Origin of the sequence: Streptomyces coeruleorubidus, from assembly GCF_008705135.1 — a bacterium.
Taxonomy (GTDB): domain Bacteria; phylum Actinomycetota; class Actinomycetes; order Streptomycetales; family Streptomycetaceae; genus Streptomyces; species Streptomyces coeruleofuscus.
In genome coordinates this window covers 9,209,431-9,228,366 of the sequence record NZ_CP023694.1, presented here as the reverse complement: position 1 = coordinate 9,228,366, position 18,936 = coordinate 9,209,431, and the positions used below count along the sequence as shown (strand labels likewise).

The window sequence follows — 18,936 nt, the reverse complement described above, 5'->3', positions numbered from 1 at the left end:
CGTGCGTCCGGTCTATGGATACACAAGGGCCGCTCCCGGCCCCCGCACCCATAGGAGCCGCGATGACCACGGTCGTGATGCAGCCGCTTCGCCTGGGCCTCAGTACTGTGACTTCGCATGACCGACACCGAGATCGAGATCACCGCAGACCTGGTGCGCGACCTGCTGCAGGAGCAACATCCAGACCTTGCAGGGCTGGCCATCCGCGAGATTGCGGGCGGCTGGGGCAACCAGATGTGGCGCCTCGGGGACGAGTTGGCCGTGCGCATGCAGCGCATGGACCCCACCCCGGAACTCCAGCTCAAGGAGCGACGGTGGCTACCCGTGCTGGCCCCGCGCCTGCCGCTGCCCGTGCCGACCCCGGTGCGGTGCGGTGAACCCTCCGAGCGCTTCCCCAAGCACTGGACCGTGATGACATGGGTTCCCGGCGAGCCGCTGGATCACGGCTCGATCAGCCGCGGCGACCACGCGGCCGACACGCTGGCGAGCTTCCTCCGGGCGCTCCATGTGGAGGCGCCCGCCGAGGCGCCGATCAGCTCGGACTACGGCGCCCACCCCAAGAAGTGCACCGACGGCTTCGACAACTTCTTCCAGGCCGTTGTCCCCGACGACATCGCTGCCGACATCCGGGCCGTCTGGGACGATGCCGTCGCGGCCCCCGAGTGGGATGGCCCGCCGGTATGGGTGCACGGCGACCTTCATCCCGCGAACGTCGTCGTCTCGGACGGAACGCTGTCGGGCATCGTCGACTTCGGCGCCCTGTTCGCCGGCGACCCGGCATGGGACCTCGCCGCCGCATGGGTGCTGCTCCCCGCGGGCACGGCCGCACGGTTCTTCGACACCTACGCCCATGCAGACGAGGCGACGATCCGGCGCGCCCGCGGGCTGGCCGCGATGAAAAGCCTCTTCCTGATACTCATGGGACAGAACGGAGATCGGGGTCTTCCCGGCGGCAAGCCGCACTGGGGACCTGCAGGCCGGGCGGCACTTGACCGTGTTCTGAAGGGCGTTTGACGCACGCTTCTTCGAACTCTTTCTCGATCTTGGTCGAGGACCGTGCGGCACTCCACCTTCGTGGGTTCATCGATCACCACGCGTGATGGGGATGCCGAGGTCGACGGCCGTGTGCTGCCCGGGGCTCTGATCGAGCCGGCGGAGCTTCTCCTCGGCGTCGGCCAGGCTGACCCGGAGACCTCCGACCTCGCCGAGCCGGCCTTCCGTCTCGGCTTCGGCGATTCGGGCGATCAAGTTGTCGCGGATCTCGGCAAGCCGCGCCCGTTGGGCCGGGGGGCTCTCGCCCAGCAGCGGCGCAAGCAGTTCACCAGGTCATAGGAGCAGTCCAAGCTGCTCTGCTGCATCCGGGTGGACCCTTACGCCGGCCGCAACCGGCTTCCCCTCACGCGAAGTCCCCCTCCACAACCCAAGCGTTGAAAGGACCCTGCCCATGACCCACACCACCACGCCTGGCCGACCGTCCTGGGCACACGACGACTTCCTCCTGCCACCGCCCAACCCCACCCAACGCATCAACCTCACCCTCCCCGCGCGGGATGTGCACCGCCTGGAACTCCACGCGGCACTGACCACCGCCGGCGTCGCCCCCAAGCCCGGCGACCGCGAGGCCATCGACCACCTCAGCACCCTGCCCGACTACGTCCACACCGCACTGCACCGCTGGCTCACCCACACCACCCAATAACCAGCCCCCACCCGGGAAGTGATCATCGACACACACTTGGTGCGGTCAGCCGCTAAGGGCGAGCTGCCGGGCATGCCGGGCACCGGTCGGCCCGCCGCACTGAGTGTTCGGCTCGCGGGGCCCCAGCGCCGACGGGACAGCCTGGGCAAGCCCCCGTTCAGGAGAGGCTTGCCCAAGGGCCCTTTCGGCTCGCCCGGTCAGGTCCGCCGGCGGACGAGGCCGCAGCGGCCTCCACCCGAACCCGACACGCCCCTCATACCTGCCACGCTCCCCTGATCAACCGGCGCACGCCGTCGCGCGGAAGGCGTCAGATCCCCACGTACGACAAAAGCCCCCTCACCCATGCACTGAACCGGCAGTGTTGCCGCGTCCGGTCTGGGCGACGAGATTTGATGTCGTGGCCGTGCCTATCAACGTCCAGAGCGCCACCGAGGACCACTCGATTCAACGCCGCAGAAGCCGCTCGCGTCACATGGTGTCGGCCAGCTGTCGGCGAGCCGCAGATAGCGCCGTGTCCAACTGGCGGGTGCCCGTGAGCACACACAGCGTGTACGCCGCGTCCTCAAGCTGGCGCCGGGTCTCCGCGCTACCCCCGGACGCCAGGCACCGCCTGAGCATCTCGCAGCGTTCAACAAGCTCCCGCAGGAGCGAAGGATGCGCCGTGAGCATGACGACCGCCTCCGTCCTCGCCCGATCGGACCCGCCTTCTCCACTCCTACGGTCGCAAGTCCCGCAGCCCCCCGCACCCGGAAGACGAGCAGCCCGCCGGGCCACTTGTGCTTTTGTGAATCGCGCTGAGGTTGGGTCGGCCCCCGGTGACGACTTCTCCCCCAGGGTCCGTGGAGCACATGCGCGGCTGCCATAGGCCTCATAGCCTGGTGTTGCTCGGGGTAGTCGCGGAGGTCTGTCATGCCCCGGAACATCTGGAGCGGCGCGATCAGCTTTGGTTTGTCACGTTAACCGAACTAACCCTTGAGTATTCGCAGGTCAGCGGCCTCTTCCGCTAGCTTCCCGGGATGCTTCAAGGCGACCTCCCCGAGAGGGACTTGACCGCGTTCGTCCTGCCAGAGATCGGCAGACTGCACGAGACCGGAGAGCGGTGGACGCCCTACCAGTTACTGGGCTCCAGCGGTGCCGTCGTCGAGCCCGTCCAGGTCTTCTTCGCCGAGCTCCAGGCTGAGGACAAACCTGCCTCCACGATTCGCTCCTACGGCATGGACCTGCTGCGCTGGTGGCGGTTCCTGTGGGCACTCGACATCGAGTGGAATCGGGCGACGCGGACAGATGCACGGGACTTCACCCGGTGGATGCAGATCGCGAACAAGCCGCAGCGCCTGCACTGGCGGCATCGCAAGGCTGGCTACACCGCCGAGACGGCCCCGCAGACGGTGCGCAAGAAGATCGCGGGTACGCCAAACGCGATCACCGGCAAGCCCTCACCCGGCCCGCGGTACGCGGCGCGGACGCGGGCCCACTGCGAAACGGATCCGGGACCCGCGGACCGGCGCCGTCCCGCAGGTCGCCGCCTACGACTACAACGAACGCGTATGGAATCCGCCCATGCCGCTGCTCTTCCAGTACGATCGCAGCGGCGAGATCTCCGCCATGAACGGCGACTTCCTCCGCAAATGCCTCAACGACGTCCTCGACGCCACCGGCCTGACCGACGCCGACGGCTGCCCCCTGGACTTTGACCCTCACGACTTCCGGCGCATCTTCATCACCGACGCCATCCGCAGCGGACTCCCCCCACACATCGCCCAAGTCATCGCCGGACACTCCGACATCAACACCACCATGGGCTACAACGCGATCTACCCGGCCGAGGCCATCGAAGCCCACCGCGCGTTCATCGCCCGCCGCCGCACTCTGCGCCCCAGCGAGGAATACCGCACCCCCACCGCAGAGGAGTGGGATGCCTTTCTCGGCCATTTCGAGCGCCGCAAGCTCTCGATCGGCATCTGTGCCCGCGCTTTCGGCACTTCGTGCATCCACGAGCACGCCTGCGTCCGCTGCTCGATGCTCCGCCCCGAGCCCGACCAGCGTGGCCGGCTCATCGAGATCCGCGACAACCTCGTGGCCCGCATCACCGAGGCCGAACGCGAAGGCTGGCTCGGCGAGCTGGAAGGACTTGAGGTCAGCCTTGCCGGAGCCCAGGACAAGCTCGCTCAGCTGGATGCCGAACTGGCTCGCCGGAGCACCGCCGTGGATCTCGGTATCCCGACCTTCCGCGACATCGCTGGCCGGGACGGCACCTCACCTCGGCAGTCCGGGTGAGGTGCCGTCGGCTCCAGCGGCCTGAGCACAGCAACTTCCCGCCCGGGCCTCGCCTGCCTCGACCGGCTCGAACGCTGCCTGAATCAGATGACGGCCCGGCTGGTTTCGTAGGTGGGAACGGACAACATTTGTCGGCGGTTTCCGCAAGCACTTAGCGATCACTCGGGTCGGAAATGTCGACGAGAAGTGACAACACCGGAGGCCGCAACTGATCCATGCCGTGCACCTGGGTGAGTTTGATCCAGACGATCGTGGTCCGATGCGGGTATCCGCTGGACGCGTTAGTCGGGGAGGTGTCTGGGGGCGGTGATGCGGGCGGTGCTTGAAGGGCCGGATGGCGGTGGGGAGCCGGCAGTGAAGGGGCGTTGCTCAAACTCGCAGACGTCGCGCTGCAAGTCGCCGAGCACACGTCGTTCTTCTCGACCTTGATCTGCCTACCAGGTGACCGGAAGTTCACGCACGCCGTAGACCGTCATGGCCGACCGCAGTGGCACTTCCTCGGGCGCGACAGTGAGACGTAGCGCCGGGAAGCGGCGAAGCAGTGCGGGGAGGGCGATGCGCATTTCGGCGCGGGCCAGTCGCTGCCCGAGGCACCGGTGGAGGCCGTGACCGAACGCGAGGTGTCCGGCCGTGGAGCGGGTGAGGTCAAGCGCGTCCGGGTCGGCGAAATGGTCAGCATCCCGGTTCGCCGCGGAAAGTGCGACAGTGACGGACTCGCCAGCCCTGATCAGGCAGCCGTGGAGCTCGCTGTCCTCGAGCGCGACGCGGACCACGTGAGGGATGATCGTGAGGTAACGCAGCAGCTCCTCGACCACTGCAGGGGCGTCTTCCTCCTTGCCGCGGACCTCAGCCAACTGTGCGGGGTTGGCCAGCAGAGCGAAAGTGCCCAGCGCAAGCATGTTCGCCGTCGTCTCATGCCCCGCGATCAGGAGCAGGAGCGCCAGTCCGGCCCTCTCGTCCGCAGCAAGTCCCTCGTGCGCAGCGAGCCCGCTGAGCACATCTTCCTCTGGCCAGGAACGCTTGTGGCGCAGCAGGTCCCGTAGATATGCCATGAGCTCCCTGACCGCCTCTTGCCGGCGCTCCGGTGTGAGGTCGACGTTCAAGAGCGTGGCGGCGTTCCGCTGGAACCCCTGCCTGTCGGAGTAGGGCACCCCGAGCAGTTCGCCGATCACTTGTGACGGGATCGGCAGCGCGAATGCCTTGAACAAGTCGGCCGGGCCCCCGGCGAGCTCCATCGCGTTCAACTGGTCATTGACGATCGCTTCGATCTCCGGTTCGAGGAGCTTTATCCGGCGCACCGAGAAGTCACCGGTGAGTAACCGCCGATAGTGGTCGTGCTCGGGCGGGTCCATGCGGAGGAAGAATCCCGGCGGCACGGGCGCCGTTGCCGGCTGGGCAATCGGTGAGCGCATGTGGTCCGGGCGGACGCTGAATCGAGGATCCGCCAGGATCGCCCGCGCCGCGGCCAAGCTGGTCACCAACCACCCCTGACCACCGTCGGCGTAGGTCATCCGATGGATCGGGCCGAGCCCCTGCCGGCGGCGCAGTTCCTCGGGCGGATCGAACGGGTTCTGGCGGGCCGTGGGCATGACTACTGCCGGGGACGTGCTCTCCATCAGCCGCTCCTCGGTCGGTACGGACCTCCCGATAAAACAGCACTCACTGCAAAACGTCAATGAATGCAAAATTACATCGCATGCGGTAAGCGGTAAGGTGCTGTCGTGACCAGCGAACCAGGGCTGCGCCAGCGGAAGAAGATGCGCACGAGGCAAGCGCTCATCGAAGGCGCCCTGCGATTGTTCGCCGAGAAGGGTTACGACCAGACAACCGTGGCGGAGATCGCGGCCACCGCAGACATCGCGACACGGACCTTCTTCAGCTACTTCGACAGCAAGGACGACATCGTCTTCTTCGACGACAGGTCGCGACTGGAGCGCGCGGTCGAGATCATCGGAGAACGGCAGCCCGGCGAACCGGTGGCCGACCTGCTGCGGCGCGTCATCGACCAGAGTGTTTTCGCGGACACGGACTCGGAGCTGGCGCGGAAGGTCGGCCCGGCTCGGACCCGGCTGATCGCGTCGGTCCCGGCACTTCAGGCGCGCGAACTGCACCTGCTGTTCGACATCCAGCTACAGCTGACCGAAGCGCTCCACCTCGCTTGCCCCGAGCTGGACCTCGTCGAGGCCGCCGCGGCGGTGGGCTCGCTGGTCGGGGCGATCAAGGTCGTCGTCGCCGCATGCCAAAAGCGGGGAGACCGGCCGGAGCAGACCTACAAAGCCGTTCAAAGGGCCACAGACATCGCGATCGACGGCCTCAACTCGCTCCCCCGCCCGGCTTAGCGTGTTCAGCGCACGCGCACTCGGTCGTGGCACGGATAGCGGTGAACGCAGTCTCTGGCCGGTTTTTGAGGCTCGGACGGGTCAGCCTGAGGCTGCGCTCTGCGCCCGGGCGGCCCTGGCGCTGGCGAGCCGATAGGAGTCAGTGCCGGTTTCGATGATGTTCCCGCCGAAGGTGAGGCGGTCGACGATGGCCGCGCAAAGCCGTGGATCGGTGAATGTTTTTGTCCACCCTCCAAACGACTCGTTGGAGGCGATGGCGACGCTGTTCTTCTCCTCACGCTCCGTCAGCACCTGGAACAGCAGCTCAGCGCCCCTGCGGTCCAGCTCCATGTAGCCAAGTTCGTCGATGCAGAGGAGATCGACGCGTCCGTAGCGGGCGATGGTCTTGGTCAGGACCTTCTCGTCCGCCGCCTCGACCAGCTCGTTGACCAGCTTGGTGGCGAGTGTGTAGCGGACCCGGAAGCCGGCCATGGCGGCTTCGGTGCCGAGCGCGATCAACAGGTGGGACTTGCCAGTGCCGGAGTCGCCGATCCAGCAGAGCGGCAAGCCCTTCTTGACCCACTCGCAGGTCGCCAGGGTGTGAATGACGGCTGCGTCGACGTTCCCGTTGGCCTCGAAGTCGAAGGCCCGCAGCGACTTCTCCCGCGGGAACTGCGCCGCATTGATGCGCCGTTCGGAGCGGCGGCGGGCCCGGTCGTCGCACTCGGCCATCAGCAGTTCGGCGAGGAAGCCGCGATAGGACATCTGGTCGCGGGCGGCGGCTTCGGCCAGTTCGGGGAACTGGGCCCGGATGGTCGGCAGCCGGAGCATGCGGCATGCCTGGTCGACGGCGGCGGTGGCCGCCTGTTCGGTCAGCCCGCGGTGTCGTTTGAGTGTCACGGCATCTCTTTCTGGAGGGCGGGGCGGTCGGCGGTCGGCCGGCTGCCGGACTCGCAGCAGCTGGTCGTAGGCCGCGACCGAGGGCAGCGGCCGGGCGTCGGGCGGCAGCTGGGCCAGCCGCCGTTCGGTCAGCAAGGTCACGTTCGTCCGTTCCGGCTCCGCAGGGACAACCGGAGCCGCGACCTCGTCGGCTTCGGCCGCCTTCCGTGCCTCCAGGGCGACCGCGTCCGGGGTCAGGGCGCCGGCCCTGAGCGCGGAGGCAAGTCCGGCGACCAGGAGTTCATGGGAGACGTGGCGGCCCATCAACAGGACCTCGATCAGAGCCCGAGTGCCGTCCCGCTCGCCATGGGCAGCCTTCGCCGCCTCCCACCAGGCGTCATGAACCGGCGTGAACTTCCCTGCGGGGCGGGCCTGTTCAAGGGCGGTGGCCCCGGGAAACGCACCGGGCTTGCGGACCAGCGCCTCCAGGTAGTGGTCCAGATCAAGCCGGGTCTTCCCCTTGGCGATCAGCCGTTCATGGCGGGCGACCTCCTGCTGGCCGTCGTAGACCACCAGCTTGGACGCGTACAGCATGGCCCGGACGGTCCGGCCGATCAGCCGCACCGGCACCGAATAGCGGTTGGTACGGACACTGATCTGGCTGAAGCGGTCCACCCGCAGGCTGAACAGCCTCCCCGTCTCGAAGGGTTCGTCCGGTAACGGCTGCAGCAACGGCCGTTCGACGGCGAAGTACTCGCTCACCGGCCGCGGCCTAAAGGGTGTTGCAGAAGGCTTGGTGGTGGGCATGTCTGGGTGATGGCTGGCCTGCTGTTTCACCCTGCCATGGCGAGGTTGTGCATGGTGGCTACGGCCTGGACGGCGTGGTGGAGGCCGTCGCCCCTCTGGCGGCAGTCGCGCAGGATCTTCCAATTCTTCATGCGGGCGAAGGTGTGCTCGACGCGGGCCCGCACGCGCCGGTGTTCGGCGTTGTCTTCCTCCTGGCCGCGCAGGAGTGGACGTCCGGCTCGTCTGCGGTGCGGGACGATCAGCCCGGTGCCCAGGTAGGCGCCGTCCGCGATCACCGTCGTGCCCGCCGCCACGTCCGGCAGGACCGACTCGCGCCAGACATGCGCGTCCGCCTTGTTGCCGGGTGCCGGCCGGGCCGATGCCACCACCAGGCGGGTGTCGGCATCGATGATGACCTGCACATTCGCCGAGAACCGGTAGTTGCGCGAGGAGGCTGCGACCTGCCGGTCACGGACCGGGACCAGGGTGCCGTCCACGATCCATAACCGGTCGGTGCCCGGCACCGGCCTGGGCGCCGGCTCCAGCGCAAGCAAGGGTCCCAGCCGCTGGATGACCCGGCAGACAGTGGCAGGCGAGCAGCCGAACAGCGGCGCGAGCTGCCGCATCGTGAGGTTCGTGCGGTAGTACACGGCGACCAGCAGCACCCGCTCGGCCAGCGGAAGACACCACGGCCGGCCACCACCGGGGCCATTGCCGCCTCGCTCCCGCACCACCCGCAGCAGCTTTTCAAAGCGCCCCATCGGCAACCCGGTGAACGTCTCCACCCACACCAACTCAGCCCTCAACACCCCACCCATACAGGCAAAATGCCCGCCACCAAGCCTTCTGCAACACCCTTTAAAGGGTGTTGCAGAAGGCTTGGTGGTGGGCATGTCTGGGTGATGGCTGGCCTGCTGTTTCACCCTGCCATGGCGAGGTTGTGCATGGTGGCTACGGCCTGGACGGCGTGGTGGAGGCCGTCGCCCCTCTGGCGGCAGTCGCGCAGGATCTTCCAATTTTTCATGCGGGCGAAGGTGTGCTCGACGCGGGCCCGCACGCGCCGGTGTTCGGTGTTGTCTTCCTCCTGGCCGCGCAGGAGTGGACGTCCGGCTCGTCTGCGGTGCGGGACGATCAGCCCGGTGCCCAGGTAGGCGCCGTCCGCGATCACCGTCGTGCCCGCCGCCACGTCCGGCAGGACCGACTCGCGCCAGACATGCGCATCCGCCTTGTTGCCGGGTGCCGGCCGGGCCGATGCCACCACCAGGCGGGTGTCGGCATCGATGATGACCTGCACATTCGCCGAGAACCGGTAGTTGCGCGAGGAGGCTGCGACCTGCCGGTCACGGACCGGGACCAGGGTGCCGTCCACGATCCATAACCGGTCGGTGCCCGGCACCGGCCTGGGCGCCGGCTCCAGCGCAAGCAAGGGTCCCAGCCGCTGGATGACCCGGCAGACAGTGGCAGGCGAGCAGCCGAACAGCGGCGCGAGCTGCCGCATCGTGAGGTTCGTGCGGTAGTACACGGCGACCAGCAGCACCCGCTCGGCCAGCGGAAGACACCACGGCCGGCCACCACCGGGGCCATTGCCGCCTCGCTCCCGCACCACCCGCAGCAGCTTTTCAAAGCGCCCCATCGGCAACCCGGTGAACGTCTCCACCCACACCAACTCAGCCCTCAACACCCCACCCATACAGGCAAAATGCCCGCCACCAAGCCTTCTGCAACACCCTTTAGGGCGTGTTGCGGAAGTGCCGACGGCGCGGCACAACGATGTCTGATTGCCGCCAGCAAGGTCCTGCTGTGGTGCTCATGCTGGCGGCATGACGATGTCATCCACTACGGAGTCAGCAACAGTTCTCACCGCCTTGTATGCGGCTGAGGCGGAGTACCTGGCGGCGGGAGGCCCTGGCGAGGCTTCGTTCGACCTGCTCGCTCCCTTCTTTGCGCCGGATGTCGAGCTGCATCAAGCAGATGCTCTGCCCTATGGAGGCATTTGGCGTGGGCACAAGGGCATGACGCAGTTCTTCCTCATGATGGGAGAGGTGTGGGAGTCGTTCGACATGGTGGAGCAGGAGTTCCTGGCCACCGGCGAGACTGCGGTCGTGCTCACACAGGTCCGTGCTCGCGCTCGCGCGACCGGCCGTGAACTCAGCTTCCCCATTCTGCAAGCGATCACGGTCAAGGACGGGCGGATCACCGAGGTCCGTCCCTTCTACTGGGACACGCGGGCTATCGCCGACGCCTGCGCCGTGCCGAAACCGACAGCCTGAGGTCGACGGCAGAACCCACTGGTCACAACCACTCGTTGAGGACTGCCACCAACACGGTCGCCTCGTAACGGACGGCAAGCTTGTCGTAACTCGTGGCCACGGCCCGGTGACGCTTGAGGCGGTTGATCCCGCATTCGACCGCGTGGCGCTCGCGGTAGTCGGTCTTGTCGAACTTCGGCGGCCGACCACCTCGGGAGCCGAGTTCCTGGCGGTTGCGGACTCGGTCCGCCGGGACCGGAACGGTCGCCTTGATACCCCGTCTTCGCAGGTAGGCGCGGTTGCGGCGGGAGTCGTACGCCTTGTCGGCCCGCACACGGTCCGGTCGCTTACGGGGTCGACCAGGACCGATCCGCGGCACCCGGATCGCGTCCAGGACCGACTCGAACTGCGGAGAGTCGCCTCGCTGCCCGGCCGTGATCAGCACCGACAGAGGCTTCTGCCCCTGCTCGACGGCAAGGTGGATCTTGGTCGTCAGACCGCCCCGGGAGCGTCCGAGGCCGTGGTCGGCCGGCTCGACGGCAATGCCGCCGGGCGGCTCCTTTTGCAGACCCCCCTTTTCGCTGCCCCGGCCGCGTGTTGGTGGGCCCGGCAGACGGTGGAGTCTACGTTCACGTCCCAGGTGATCAGGCCCTTCGCGTCCGCCTCGGCCTGGAGCTGGGTGACGATCCTGGCCCAGGTGTCATCCCGCTGCCAGCGGCGGAACAAGTCATAGACCCGATCCCAGGGCCCATAGCGTTCCGGCACGTCGCGCCAGGGGGCACCCGTCCGGGTCCGCCACCGTATGCCGTCTATCAGCTGCCGCCGCGTCCACACCGGCGGACGGCCCGGCTTGATGCCCAGCGGCAACAACGGCTCCAGCCGGGCCCACTGGCCATTCGTCACCACGCCCCACAGAGCATGATCATCCACGATCAAGATCGACTTTCGCAACAGACCCTAGTCGAGGAACCCCAGCGCGTTGTCGGGCTCGCACTGCAGGCAGGGCTTGGCCCCCTCGGCGAGGGCGTGCAGTGCCTGCTCCTGAGTGACGCCCTTCGAGCGCTTCCCCGCGTTCCAGCAGCCGCCGACGTGGACGTCGACCGCGTCCCCGCCGGACAGACCCCGCTCGATCAGCCAGTCCGGCTCCGGTGGCCGAGCCTCGATGCCGCGCTGGCGCTCCTCCTCGCGCCGCTCCGCGTCCGCGATGGTTCCTGGCTGGTTCCGCATCCCTCAGTTCGTCGTGGCCGAATCGGAAGACCTCGTAGCCTCTGAGCTTGAGTTCGCAGTCGCCAGCCATCATCTCGGCGTGCTTGCGGCTGTCGGGTACTTGACCGCCGTCTCGGGTGTAGTGCTGGGACCGCTGCTTCCGCGCAACAAGAACAGCGGCAGCGCCATCCCCATCGTGCCCGGCTCGACCCCCATGTCCCGTGCCTGCCCGACGGTCAGCACCCACGCCGGCACAACGACCAGGAGGATCAGCGACCACGCGACCGCGAGCTCCCGCGCCGGGAGCAGTCCTCCTCCCGCTCCGGTCGGCGCGGGCGACCGAGCGGAGGCGAGGACGGAAGTCCGGAGGTGACGCATAGCTGAGCTCTCCTGCGTACATTCTCAGGACAGCACGCCCCCCGCCGCACCGCGACTGCGCCCATATCTGAAGACATCGGACTCGGCTAGCGGGGCGGTGGCTGCGGGGCGTCGTCTACCCACTGGTGCAGCGTCCGGTCGTCCTGGTGCTCGTCGGAGTGGCCACGCCACCGCGTGCAGTACTGGCGCCCTCGGACGGCACGGCAGACATGGACGGGCACCGGTTCTGCCCCTGGTAGCGCGCGCAGCTCGTCGGCGTAGATTGTGGCCGGCTTCTACGGTCCAGTCCGCGGCCTCCAGCGTGGCGACCAGGATCCGCACCGCCTTCAGCGAAGCCTGCCGCTCCAGCCGTACGAAGGCTCGGCGGCTGACGTCCAGCGCCATCGTCCTGACCGCCCCAGCCGACACAGTGCCCCCCGCCCCCGCGCAGCTGGAGGAAGGCACCGGCGACCTCGCCGCCCTGCTCGCGGCCGGCCGCGACGAGCTGCTGTTCGGCGCCCGCATGGTCGTCGACTTTGCCCCGGACGCAGCGCCCGGTGAGGGCGGTCGCCGTCCGCACGGGCCTTGACGTACAGGGCGGGCCAGCGAGTGTCGGCTCCCGGCGGGCAGGCCGCCATCAGGGCCTCGCTAAGCCGCTTGGAGCGCGGTCTCTCGCCCCTGAGGCCAAGCGGATGCTGCGGCAGCACGCTGGTTGGAGTATCAGCGGTCGCGGCCCTCAGCCCCGATACCCAGCGTCGTGAGCAAAGACCGACCAGCATGAAAGGAGGGCTGGCGGGTGCCCATCCTTGCGTATCACCACAGCCCTGATTGGACCAAGGAGCTCTACCAGGCGACCATCGACCAGGATTCCTGACCCTAACAACCTGCCGAGTGGGATGATCGCCCACTACGCCGCGCCGCTGGAGGGAGGCGGTTGGCAGGTTGTCGATGTCTGGGAGTCTGCGGAACATCACGACCGCTTTCTTCGCGAACGGGTGATCCCGGCCGCCCGGGAACTCAACGCGCCTCCCTTCGAGACCGAAATGACCGAGCTCTACAACTCGCTAGTCGCTTAGGCCCTGTCCGATGGGTCGGGTGACTCATCTGTGGGCCGATCGTTCCGAACTTCGTGGGGCGGGTGATCTTTCGGATAAAATCAAGCACACCATCCCGGAGCCGCGGGACCAGCGCGCCAACCGCCGACGCCGTGGCGGTAAGGGCGGTCGGCCGACCGGCTTCGACCGAGCGATCTACCGCCGCCTTAATGAAGTGGAGCGCACGATCAACCGGCTCAAGAGCTTTCGAGCCGTGGCAACCCGCTACGATAAGCGGGCCTATGTATTCCATGGCACGGTCACCATCGCCGCGATCCGGCTCTGGCTCCACCCGTAGGACGCAGCAAGGCAGCTGTCGAATTCGCCGTGTCTTGCCGCGTGACGGGACGGTTGGCGGAGGTGTACTCGTCCGCGGCGTTAAAGACGCTGGCACAGCCCGGGGATTCCCTCAGGCTCGGGAGGGAAACGCCGACCCGTTCGATGGGAGCTGTGCCGGGGACGGTCGCTGAGGTGGTCTCGGTTGGTCAGCCTGCTGTCGGGCTCTGCGGGTCCTGCGCTCGCGTGAACCCGTTGCTGCGTTCCACTTTCGCCACATGCAGTGTGTAGCTCTGGTACCACTCGGCTCGCCCGCGCTGTTGCGCCGCGCGGTGCTCGGCGTTGGTCCGCCACTGGGTGAGGGCGTCGGCGTCGCGGAAGTAGCTGACGGTGATGCCAAGCCCGCCGGGAGTCTGCGCGTGGTCCATCCCCAGGTACCCGGGGACGTCCTTCACCAGGTCCTCCAGGCGGGCGTCGGTCTCGCTGTAGCCGCTCTGGTCCTGGGTTCGCACCGTAGTGAAGACAGCCACGTAGTACGGGGGTTCATACGCTTCGACGGGCGCAACAGGCGCTTCCGAGTGATTGCTCATGGCGCCACCGTGAGGCGGGAAGCGCCGCCGCGCGGACACCTCTATTTCGATCTTCATCCGCGGGTCGGCGAGACCGCACATGAGCATCGTGGCGGCCGGCTGCACGTTGCCGAAGGCGCGGCGCAGGACCGGCCAGCAGGGTTCGAAGTCCTCGCGGTCGGGCAGTAGGTAGCGCACACGCACCACGTCGGCGAAGGTGCACTCCGCTTCGGCAAGGGCGGCCTCGATATTGCGCAGGCACTGCTCGGCCTGCTCCACCACGTCGTCGGAGATCGTCATGGTGGCGTAGTCGAACCCGGTCGTCCCGGACACATGCACCCAGTCGCCGTCGACCACAGCACGGGCATAGCCGATCTGCCCCTCAAAGGTCGAGCCGCTGAGGATCGCGCGTCGCTCTGTCATGCGCCGAACGCTAAATGACCAGCACTGATACGTCTAATACGGTCGCATGTACGGTCTGATATCTCTAGGCGTATGGAGCGCCCCGAACTCCCCCTACCGCAGTTGCACGCCTTCGTCGTGCTCGCCGAGGAACTCCACTTCGGCCACGCGGCCGCCCGCCTGGGCATCGCCCAGCCACCGCTGAGCCAGCAGATCCGCCGCCTGGAGGACAAGGTCGGCCACGCGTTGTTCACCCGCGCCCCAGGGCGGGTCACCCTCACCCCAGCCGGCAGCGAACTGCTGCCCGCCGCCCGGCGGGCACTCACCGACCTCTCGGACGGCCTGGCCGCAGCCCGGGCCGTCGGCAGTGGCCGGGCCGGCCGCCTACGGATCGGCTTCGCCGCCTCCCTCGCCCTGACGATCCTGCCCGGCCTGCTGCGCACCTTCCGTCATCAGTTTCCTGGAGTGCACCTGGACATCCACGAGATGACGACCGCTCCGCAGATCGCTGCCCTGCATGACCAGACTATCGACATCGGTCTACTACGCGAACCCCCCACCGACGAGACAGAGCTCGTCTTCAGGACGGTACTCAGCGAGCCTTTCGTGGCCGTGCTGCCGTCCACCCATCATTTAGCAGGTCAACGGGCCGTACAGCTTTCACAGTTGGCGGACTCGCCCTTCGTGCTGCTTCCCCGCATGGTCGGCCCGCCACTGCACGACCAGATCATCGGCCTGTGCACAGCAGCAGGGTTCACACCGCAGGTGGTCCAGCACGCGGTGGAGTGGCAAACCGTGTGCGCCCTTGTTGAAACGGGCCTGGGCGTCTCCCTGGCCCCGGCGAGCATCCGACGCATCCGCCTCAAAGGCGTCGCCTTCCGCAGGATCGAACCCCACACCGCCCGTACACGAGTGGCCGTCGCCTGGCGCGAGAACGACCATAATCCCCTGGTTACACATCTGCTGGCGACCATCAGCCAAGATTCGCCGGACAGGACCTAGGGCGTGTCCGCAAAGTCCCGCCTGCCCCGCGACGCCCGGCACGCACTCTCGCCGCACCGGTCGGGCAGCCTGGCCAGCCCTCTCCCCTCCTCAACCGCGCCATGTACGGCGCCTTTGCTAGGACCTCTTACGAGGTCTGCGTCCGGCGCTTCAGTGCTCGAAGACCGCCGTCGCCACCGGCACTGCCAACAGCAGGCTGAGTCCGACCAGGGGGAGGCGGTCCAGCCACAGGATGGCGGCGAATTCGCGCAGTGTCGCGGCCAGCCAGTAGGCGGGGGAGGTCGGCGCGCCCACGACGTGCACGGGCACGCCGACGCGGCGGGCCAGCAGGGTCGTGCGGTAGACGTGGAAGCCGCTGGTGACCACCGTGGCACGGTGGTCGGGAGTGGTGCCGTCCACGAGGGCCGCGCTGAAGCGGAGGTTCTGCCCGGTGTTGACGGAGCGGTCTTCCCGCACGATCCGGTCGGCGGGCACTCCGCGTCCGCGCAGATAGTCGGCCATCGCGTCCGCCTCGGAGCGGACCTCGTCGTTGCCTTGGCCGCCCGAGACGACGAACACCACACGAGGCGTGTCCGGTGCGCGGGCGGCGTCGATCGCGAGGGCGCGCTCCAGCCTGCCGGTCAGCAGCGGGCCGGGCCGGTCGCCGTTGAGCCCGGCGCCCAGGACGACGACATGGGTGGTTTCCGGCAGGGGGGTGCTACGGCCCCGGACGAACACGTAGCCGGCGAAGACCAGGAAGAGCAGAGTGAGGTATCCCGTGGCCGCGTTCACCGCGACCAGGAGGGCACCGAACGCCTCGCCGCCGACCGCGTGGAAGACCGCGTCGAGGCCGAGCACCGCCAGCACCGCGCTGCCGGCGGCCCCGGTCGCCAGCAGGGCTGGCTGCGGTCCGTAGCGCCGGACCAGGAGGACGCCGTCGGCCAGCAGCAGCAGGCCCAGCGCGAGCGCCAGGAGCAGGGCGGCGACGGCGAGGACGGTGGCGATGGTCGGGTGGGCTGCTGCACTGCGACCGGCCACGCCGAGTCCGGCAGAGGTCATCGCGAGGCAGAACAGGACGGCGGTGGAGAACCGGTGCGGTGCCAGCAGGGCGTTGACGACGCCGCCCGCGGCGAACACGACCGCGGCGAGGTACTCCGGGTACTCCGGCATGTGCCACACCGCTCCGCTCTCCCGCCCGCCGAGCCGCTGCCCGTACCCGCCCGCCTCTCGCCGCCCGCGGGTTCCCGAACCCGTGCAATACGGGGACCCGCTACGGACGGCCGCCGGCCATCCTCCCAGACCCCCTGTGGTGCGCCGAACTCGGGCGGGCGGTGATGCGTTCGGCGGGACCCGCATGCCGTGCCGGTGGTTCCCCCGCCAAAACGCAAGGCCTGGTCGAAGTGTCCATCGCCGTCGCCGGCGCTACCGGCGGCATGGCCTCCGGCATCATGGTCGCCGCCACCAGCTACCGCGCCCTCGCCCTCAACGGCGGCGTCCTCTCCCTCGCCCTCCTGCCCGCTATCGCCTCCACCGCCTACCGCCGATGAACCCCTCCGATCCCGAACTCCACGCGCCCGGCATCACCTTCGACGGCGCGGCCTGCTCTGCGTCACCCTCCTGCTGCGCCTGCGCAACGAGATCGCCGACGCACAGCCCGGCACCGTCGTCCACGTCATCGCCACCGACCCGGCCGCCCCGCTGGACCTGCCTGCCTGGTGCCGGCCGGTTTACGGCCTCCGGTTTGCCGCCGATGGCAGGATCGGACGTCATGGTCGCTCATCTGCCCTCACCGACCAGAACAGATGGACGACCCGAGCGCGCTGATCAGTCGGATCGAGGATGAGGACTTGGCCGTCGGCCTGTCGGGCCTGCGCTTCCTCGTCGCAGCACGGCTCCTGCGTTCGGGCGGGCCCCACATGCGGCCCGTGCTGCCAACTGCGTTCGGGTCAGCGCCGCAGCTCGGTGCACGCCGTCGGCGCCGAGCGGGCGGTGTCCCATCGCGACCCGCCTGCAAGAAGGCTGGCCCCGCTCGCAGAGGCCAGGAAGGGGCGTTCACGGTGATTCCTTAGAAGCCGTTGCCGTACCGATCATGGAGTCTGTCGATCGAACGAAGGTCTCGATCGGGTGATCGCGGGCACTGGCCGGCATGAGAGCAGGGCCTGGCGGTATGCGGAGAGTATCCAGGGGAGCGGTCGGCCGCGCGCTGCTACGGTCGGGCGCTATGAGCTGGCTCCCCGATGACTTCGTCCATCCCGTCCTGGTACCGCTGCCGGGCGGTGGTCATCACCTGCGGCCGATCCGGGAGGCGGACACCCCGCTCGACTATCCGGCTGTGATGGGTTCGCGCCAGCGGCTGTGGACCATCTTCGGCCCAGCCTGGGGCTGGCCCGCGGCCACCATGACATACGAGGCCGACCAGGCCGACCTGTTGCGGCACGAGAAGGAGATCGCCGCACACCAGTCTTTCAACTACGCGCTGTTCGACGCGGCGGAGACAGCTCTGCTCGGCTGCGTCTACATCGACCCACCGGAGAGGGCCGGCGCGGACGGCGAGATCTCCTGGTGGGTGGTGGACGAGCTGGTGGGCACCAAGGTCGAGCAGGCCCTCGACGAGCTGGTGCCGCGGTGGATCTCCGCCGACTGGCCGTTCGAGCAGCCGCGCTTCCTCGGCCGCGAGATCTCCTGGTCGGACTGGCTCGCCCTGCCGGAGCACCCCGACGCGTAAGTAGCTTTTACCCTAAGGGGTCGTTTTCACCTGCAAGGCGCTGATACCTTCTGGTTTGCCTGATATCGGGCTGTGGTGCTCGCGCGGCTGCTGATTTCGTCGATCCTGGATGGCCGGGTGGGGTGACGCCCGGCGCGTGTTGGGGCTTACGCATGTCTCATTCCAATACGCCCCGTTCCATGGTCGTGCTTCCACGGTCGAAGACGCACGCCTGGGCGCACTCGCGTCCGGGCAGTACGCCGACGTTATGAGTGAGCGACGTCCGTATCCGAGTGATCTGTCCGATGCACGCTGGGAGTTGCACCAGCCGGTCCTGGCGGCCTGGTGCTTCGAGCGCCGCGGCCGGGCCCTGGACTTCGGGCGGCCACCCGTCCATGACCTTCGCGAGATCATGGACGCGATCTTGTACGTGGACCGCACCGGGGTGCAGTGGCGCTACCTGTCGCACGACTTCCCGCCCTGGGAGACGGTCTACGGCTACTTCGCCAAGTGGCAGAAGGACGGGGTGTTCGCCCAGCTCAACGGCCTGCTGAGGGAGTTGGTGCGGCAGCAGGAGGGCCGGAACGCGAGCCCGTCGGCCTGCGTGATCGACGCACGGAGCGTCAAGACCTCCACCAGCGTCCCCGCCTCGAGTCAGGGCGCGGACGCGGGCAAGAAGATCGTCGGCCGGAAGCGGAGCATCGTGACCGACACGATCGGTCTCCTGCTCGCGGTGCTGGTCACCGCGGCCAGCGTCCAGGACTCCGTGGCCGGCACCCAACTGCTCGACCAGGTCGCCGCCGACCACCCCGGCATCCGCAAGGTCTGGGTCGACGGCGGCTACCGCAAGCACTTCGTCGAACATGCCGCCATCCTCGGCATCGACCTGGAGGTCACCGCCCGCACCCCCGGGACCAGGGGATTCACCCCCGTACCGAAACGGTGGGCGGTCGAGCGGACCTACGGCTGGCTCATGCTCCACCGCCGCCTGGCTCGCGACTACGAAACCCTGCCCGCCCGATCCGAAGCCATGATCCACCTGGCGATGACCGACCTCATGGCCCGCCGCCTCACAGGCGAAGCCACCGTCTCATGGCGTGACCCGACATCGCCGGATCAAATCCGCATTGCCGGATGAA

The 18,936-nt window shown here is 68.1% G+C and carries 22 protein-coding genes and 3 pseudogenes; 14 read left to right on the top strand and 11 right to left on the bottom strand.

Translation table 11 applies throughout. The annotated features are described in order from the left end of the window. Positions 1-117 precede the first annotated feature (117 nt). The 3 genes from CP976_RS42130 (at position 118) to CP976_RS42120 (ending at position 1,699) form a co-directional block, all read left to right on the top strand. Positions 118-1,014, top strand: coding sequence for an aminoglycoside phosphotransferase family protein (locus CP976_RS42130; RefSeq protein WP_150485076.1), 897 nt, complete (start codon positions 118-120; stop codon positions 1,012-1,014). A gap of 60 nt (positions 1,015-1,074) precedes the next feature. Further along, positions 1,075-1,332, top strand: coding sequence for a hypothetical protein (locus CP976_RS42125; protein WP_190147056.1), 258 nt, complete (start codon positions 1,075-1,077; stop codon positions 1,330-1,332). Positions 1,333-1,444: 112 nt separating this feature from the next. Next, positions 1,445-1,699 (top strand): hypothetical protein, encoded by a 255-nt coding sequence (locus CP976_RS42120; RefSeq protein WP_150485075.1) that lies wholly within the window; start codon positions 1,445-1,447, stop codon positions 1,697-1,699. A gap of 468 nt (positions 1,700-2,167) precedes the next feature. On the opposite strand, the gene CP976_RS42115 is transcribed toward CP976_RS42120, so the two are convergent. Then, complete coding sequence (locus tag CP976_RS42115) at positions 2,168-2,368, bottom strand: DUF5133 domain-containing protein (protein ID WP_150485074.1); 201 nt, start codon at positions 2,366-2,368, stop codon at positions 2,168-2,170. A gap of 891 nt (positions 2,369-3,259) precedes the next feature. Between CP976_RS42115 and CP976_RS42105 the strand changes: the two genes are divergently transcribed. After that, a complete protein-coding gene (locus CP976_RS42105; RefSeq protein WP_229876568.1) occupies positions 3,260-3,976 on the top strand; it encodes a site-specific integrase in 717 nt (238 codons plus the stop codon). 434 nt (positions 3,977-4,410) lie between these two features. On the opposite strand, the gene CP976_RS42100 is transcribed toward CP976_RS42105, so the two are convergent. Further along, entirely contained in the window at positions 4,411-5,592 is a 1,182-nt protein-coding gene (locus CP976_RS42100) for a cytochrome P450 (protein ID WP_150485072.1), read from the bottom strand. A 105-nt stretch (positions 5,593-5,697) separates the two neighbouring features. Between CP976_RS42100 and CP976_RS42095 the strand changes: the two genes are divergently transcribed. After that, positions 5,698-6,315: a TetR/AcrR family transcriptional regulator gene (locus CP976_RS42095; protein WP_031144747.1), complete on the top strand. Its 618-nt coding sequence runs from the start codon at positions 5,698-5,700 to the stop codon at positions 6,313-6,315. Between the two features lie 81 nt (positions 6,316-6,396). On the opposite strand, the gene istB is transcribed toward CP976_RS42095, so the two are convergent. The 4 genes and pseudogenes from istB to CP976_RS42075 all read right to left on the bottom strand — a co-directional run bounded on the left by istB (position 6,397) and on the right by CP976_RS42075 (position 9,649). Next, positions 6,397-7,194 (bottom strand): IS21-like element helper ATPase IstB, encoded by a 798-nt coding sequence (gene istB, locus CP976_RS42090; protein WP_150485741.1) that lies wholly within the window; start codon positions 7,192-7,194, stop codon positions 6,397-6,399. A gap of 492 nt (positions 7,195-7,686) precedes the next feature. Beyond that, positions 7,687-7,980: pseudogene (locus CP976_RS44785) on the bottom strand (Mu transposase domain-containing protein); the annotation flags it as partial. Positions 7,981-8,006: 26 nt separating this feature from the next. Next, positions 8,007-8,777 (bottom strand): transposase, encoded by a 771-nt coding sequence (locus CP976_RS42080; protein ID WP_150485740.1) that lies wholly within the window; start codon positions 8,775-8,777, stop codon positions 8,007-8,009. A 101-nt stretch (positions 8,778-8,878) separates the two neighbouring features. Beyond that, positions 8,879-9,649: a transposase gene (locus tag CP976_RS42075; protein ID WP_150478511.1), complete on the bottom strand. Its 771-nt coding sequence runs from the start codon at positions 9,647-9,649 to the stop codon at positions 8,879-8,881. 130 nt (positions 9,650-9,779) lie between these two features. Here CP976_RS42075 and CP976_RS42070 point away from each other — a divergent pair, with 130 nt between their 5' ends. Continuing rightward, complete coding sequence (locus CP976_RS42070; protein WP_167537520.1) at positions 9,780-10,229, top strand: nuclear transport factor 2 family protein; 450 nt, start codon at positions 9,780-9,782, stop codon at positions 10,227-10,229. A gap of 22 nt (positions 10,230-10,251) precedes the next feature. On the opposite strand, the gene CP976_RS42065 is transcribed toward CP976_RS42070, so the two are convergent. From CP976_RS42065 to CP976_RS44195, 3 genes and pseudogenes are all read right to left on the bottom strand, one after another. Next, a protein-coding gene (locus tag CP976_RS42065; RefSeq protein WP_373304893.1) for an IS5 family transposase occupies positions 10,252-11,123 on the bottom strand; the annotation gives its coding sequence in 2 pieces (ribosomal slippage) (positions 10,252-10,769 and positions 10,769-11,123; 873 coding nt in all). A 42-nt stretch (positions 11,124-11,165) separates the two neighbouring features. Then, a complete protein-coding gene (locus CP976_RS42060; protein ID WP_150485071.1) occupies positions 11,166-11,435 on the bottom strand; it encodes a DUF6233 domain-containing protein in 270 nt (89 codons plus the stop codon). Between the two features lie 144 nt (positions 11,436-11,579). Next, a pseudogene (locus CP976_RS44195) lies at positions 11,580-11,792 on the bottom strand (DUF2182 domain-containing protein); the annotation flags it as partial. Between the two features lie 301 nt (positions 11,793-12,093). On the opposite strand from CP976_RS44195, the gene CP976_RS42050 reads away from it, so the two are divergent. The 3 genes and pseudogenes from CP976_RS42050 to CP976_RS42040 all read left to right on the top strand — a co-directional run. Then, positions 12,094-12,360, top strand: coding sequence for a hypothetical protein (locus CP976_RS42050; protein WP_150485070.1), 267 nt, complete (start codon positions 12,094-12,096; stop codon positions 12,358-12,360). A gap of 307 nt (positions 12,361-12,667) precedes the next feature. Continuing rightward, a complete protein-coding gene (locus CP976_RS42045) occupies positions 12,668-12,847 on the top strand; it encodes a hypothetical protein (protein ID WP_150485069.1) in 180 nt (59 codons plus the stop codon). A gap of 76 nt (positions 12,848-12,923) precedes the next feature. Next, positions 12,924-13,163: pseudogene (locus tag CP976_RS42040) on the top strand (IS5/IS1182 family transposase); the annotation flags it as partial. A 187-nt stretch (positions 13,164-13,350) separates the two neighbouring features. Here the strand turns inward: CP976_RS42040 and CP976_RS44560 are convergent. Beyond that, positions 13,351-14,133 carry a Rid family hydrolase gene (locus tag CP976_RS44560; protein ID WP_150485068.1) on the bottom strand — a complete coding sequence of 261 codons (783 nt, stop codon included), beginning with the start codon at positions 14,131-14,133 and terminating at the stop codon, positions 13,351-13,353. Positions 14,134-14,205: 72 nt separating this feature from the next. On the opposite strand from CP976_RS44560, the gene CP976_RS42030 reads away from it, so the two are divergent. Beyond that, positions 14,206-15,114 (top strand): LysR family transcriptional regulator, encoded by a 909-nt coding sequence (locus tag CP976_RS42030; protein ID WP_150485067.1) that lies wholly within the window; start codon positions 14,206-14,208, stop codon positions 15,112-15,114. 150 nt (positions 15,115-15,264) lie between these two features. On the opposite strand, the gene CP976_RS42025 is transcribed toward CP976_RS42030, so the two are convergent. Beyond that, complete coding sequence (locus CP976_RS42025; protein WP_150485066.1) at positions 15,265-16,263, bottom strand: YdcF family protein; 999 nt, start codon at positions 16,261-16,263, stop codon at positions 15,265-15,267. Positions 16,264-16,493: 230 nt separating this feature from the next. Between CP976_RS42025 and CP976_RS42020 the strand changes: the two genes are divergently transcribed. The 4 genes from CP976_RS42020 to CP976_RS42005 all read left to right on the top strand — a co-directional run bounded on the left by CP976_RS42020 (position 16,494) and on the right by CP976_RS42005 (position 18,935). Continuing rightward, positions 16,494-16,640: a hypothetical protein gene (locus CP976_RS42020; protein ID WP_268250151.1), complete on the top strand. Its 147-nt coding sequence runs from the start codon at positions 16,494-16,496 to the stop codon at positions 16,638-16,640. A 52-nt stretch (positions 16,641-16,692) separates the two neighbouring features. After that, complete coding sequence (locus CP976_RS44555) at positions 16,693-16,917, top strand: sulfurtransferase TusA family protein (RefSeq protein ID WP_341874650.1); 225 nt, start codon at positions 16,693-16,695, stop codon at positions 16,915-16,917. A gap of 397 nt (positions 16,918-17,314) precedes the next feature. Further along, complete coding sequence (locus CP976_RS42010) at positions 17,315-17,818, top strand: GNAT family N-acetyltransferase (RefSeq protein ID WP_150485065.1); 504 nt, start codon at positions 17,315-17,317, stop codon at positions 17,816-17,818. 247 nt (positions 17,819-18,065) lie between these two features. Further along, positions 18,066-18,935, top strand: a complete 870-nt coding sequence (locus CP976_RS42005; protein ID WP_150485064.1) for an IS5 family transposase — start codon at positions 18,066-18,068, stop codon at positions 18,933-18,935. Position 18,936 lies beyond the last annotated feature (1 nt).

Coding starts and splice junctions, on each gene's coding strand:
- CP976_RS42115 (WP_150485074.1), bottom strand. CDS start 2,368: ATGCTCACGGCGCATCCTTCGCTCCTGCGGGAGCTTGTTGAACGCTGC.
- CP976_RS42060 (WP_150485071.1), bottom strand. CDS start 11,435: ATGCGGAACCAGCCAGGAACCATCGCGGACGCGGAGCGGCGCGAGGAG.
- CP976_RS42045 (WP_150485069.1), top strand. CDS start 12,668: ATGATCGCCCACTACGCCGCGCCGCTGGAGGGAGGCGGTTGGCAGGTT.
- CP976_RS44560 (WP_150485068.1), bottom strand. CDS start 14,133: ATGACAGAGCGACGCGCGATCCTCAGCGGCTCGACCTTTGAGGGGCAG.
- CP976_RS42005 (WP_150485064.1), top strand. CDS start 18,066: ATGAGTGAGCGACGTCCGTATCCGAGTGATCTGTCCGATGCACGCTGG.
- CP976_RS42120 (WP_150485075.1), top strand. CDS start 1,445: ATGACCCACACCACCACGCCTGGCCGACCGTCCTGGGCACACGACGAC.
- CP976_RS42105 (WP_229876568.1), top strand. CDS start 3,260: ATGCCGCTGCTCTTCCAGTACGATCGCAGCGGCGAGATCTCCGCCATG.
- CP976_RS42025 (WP_150485066.1), bottom strand. CDS start 16,263: ATGCCGGAGTACCCGGAGTACCTCGCCGCGGTCGTGTTCGCCGCGGGC.
- CP976_RS42010 (WP_150485065.1), top strand. CDS start 17,315: ATGAGCTGGCTCCCCGATGACTTCGTCCATCCCGTCCTGGTACCGCTG.
- CP976_RS42080 (WP_150485740.1), bottom strand. CDS start 8,777: ATGGGTGGGGTGTTGAGGGCTGAGTTGGTGTGGGTGGAGACGTTCACC.
- CP976_RS42100 (WP_150485072.1), bottom strand. CDS start 5,592: ATGGAGAGCACGTCCCCGGCAGTAGTCATGCCCACGGCCCGCCAGAAC.
- CP976_RS42030 (WP_150485067.1), top strand. CDS start 14,206: ATGGAGCGCCCCGAACTCCCCCTACCGCAGTTGCACGCCTTCGTCGTG.
- CP976_RS42075 (WP_150478511.1), bottom strand. CDS start 9,649: ATGGGTGGGGTGTTGAGGGCTGAGTTGGTGTGGGTGGAGACGTTCACC.
- CP976_RS42070 (WP_167537520.1), top strand. CDS start 9,780: ATGACGATGTCATCCACTACGGAGTCAGCAACAGTTCTCACCGCCTTG.
- CP976_RS42130 (WP_150485076.1), top strand. CDS start 118: ATGACCGACACCGAGATCGAGATCACCGCAGACCTGGTGCGCGACCTG.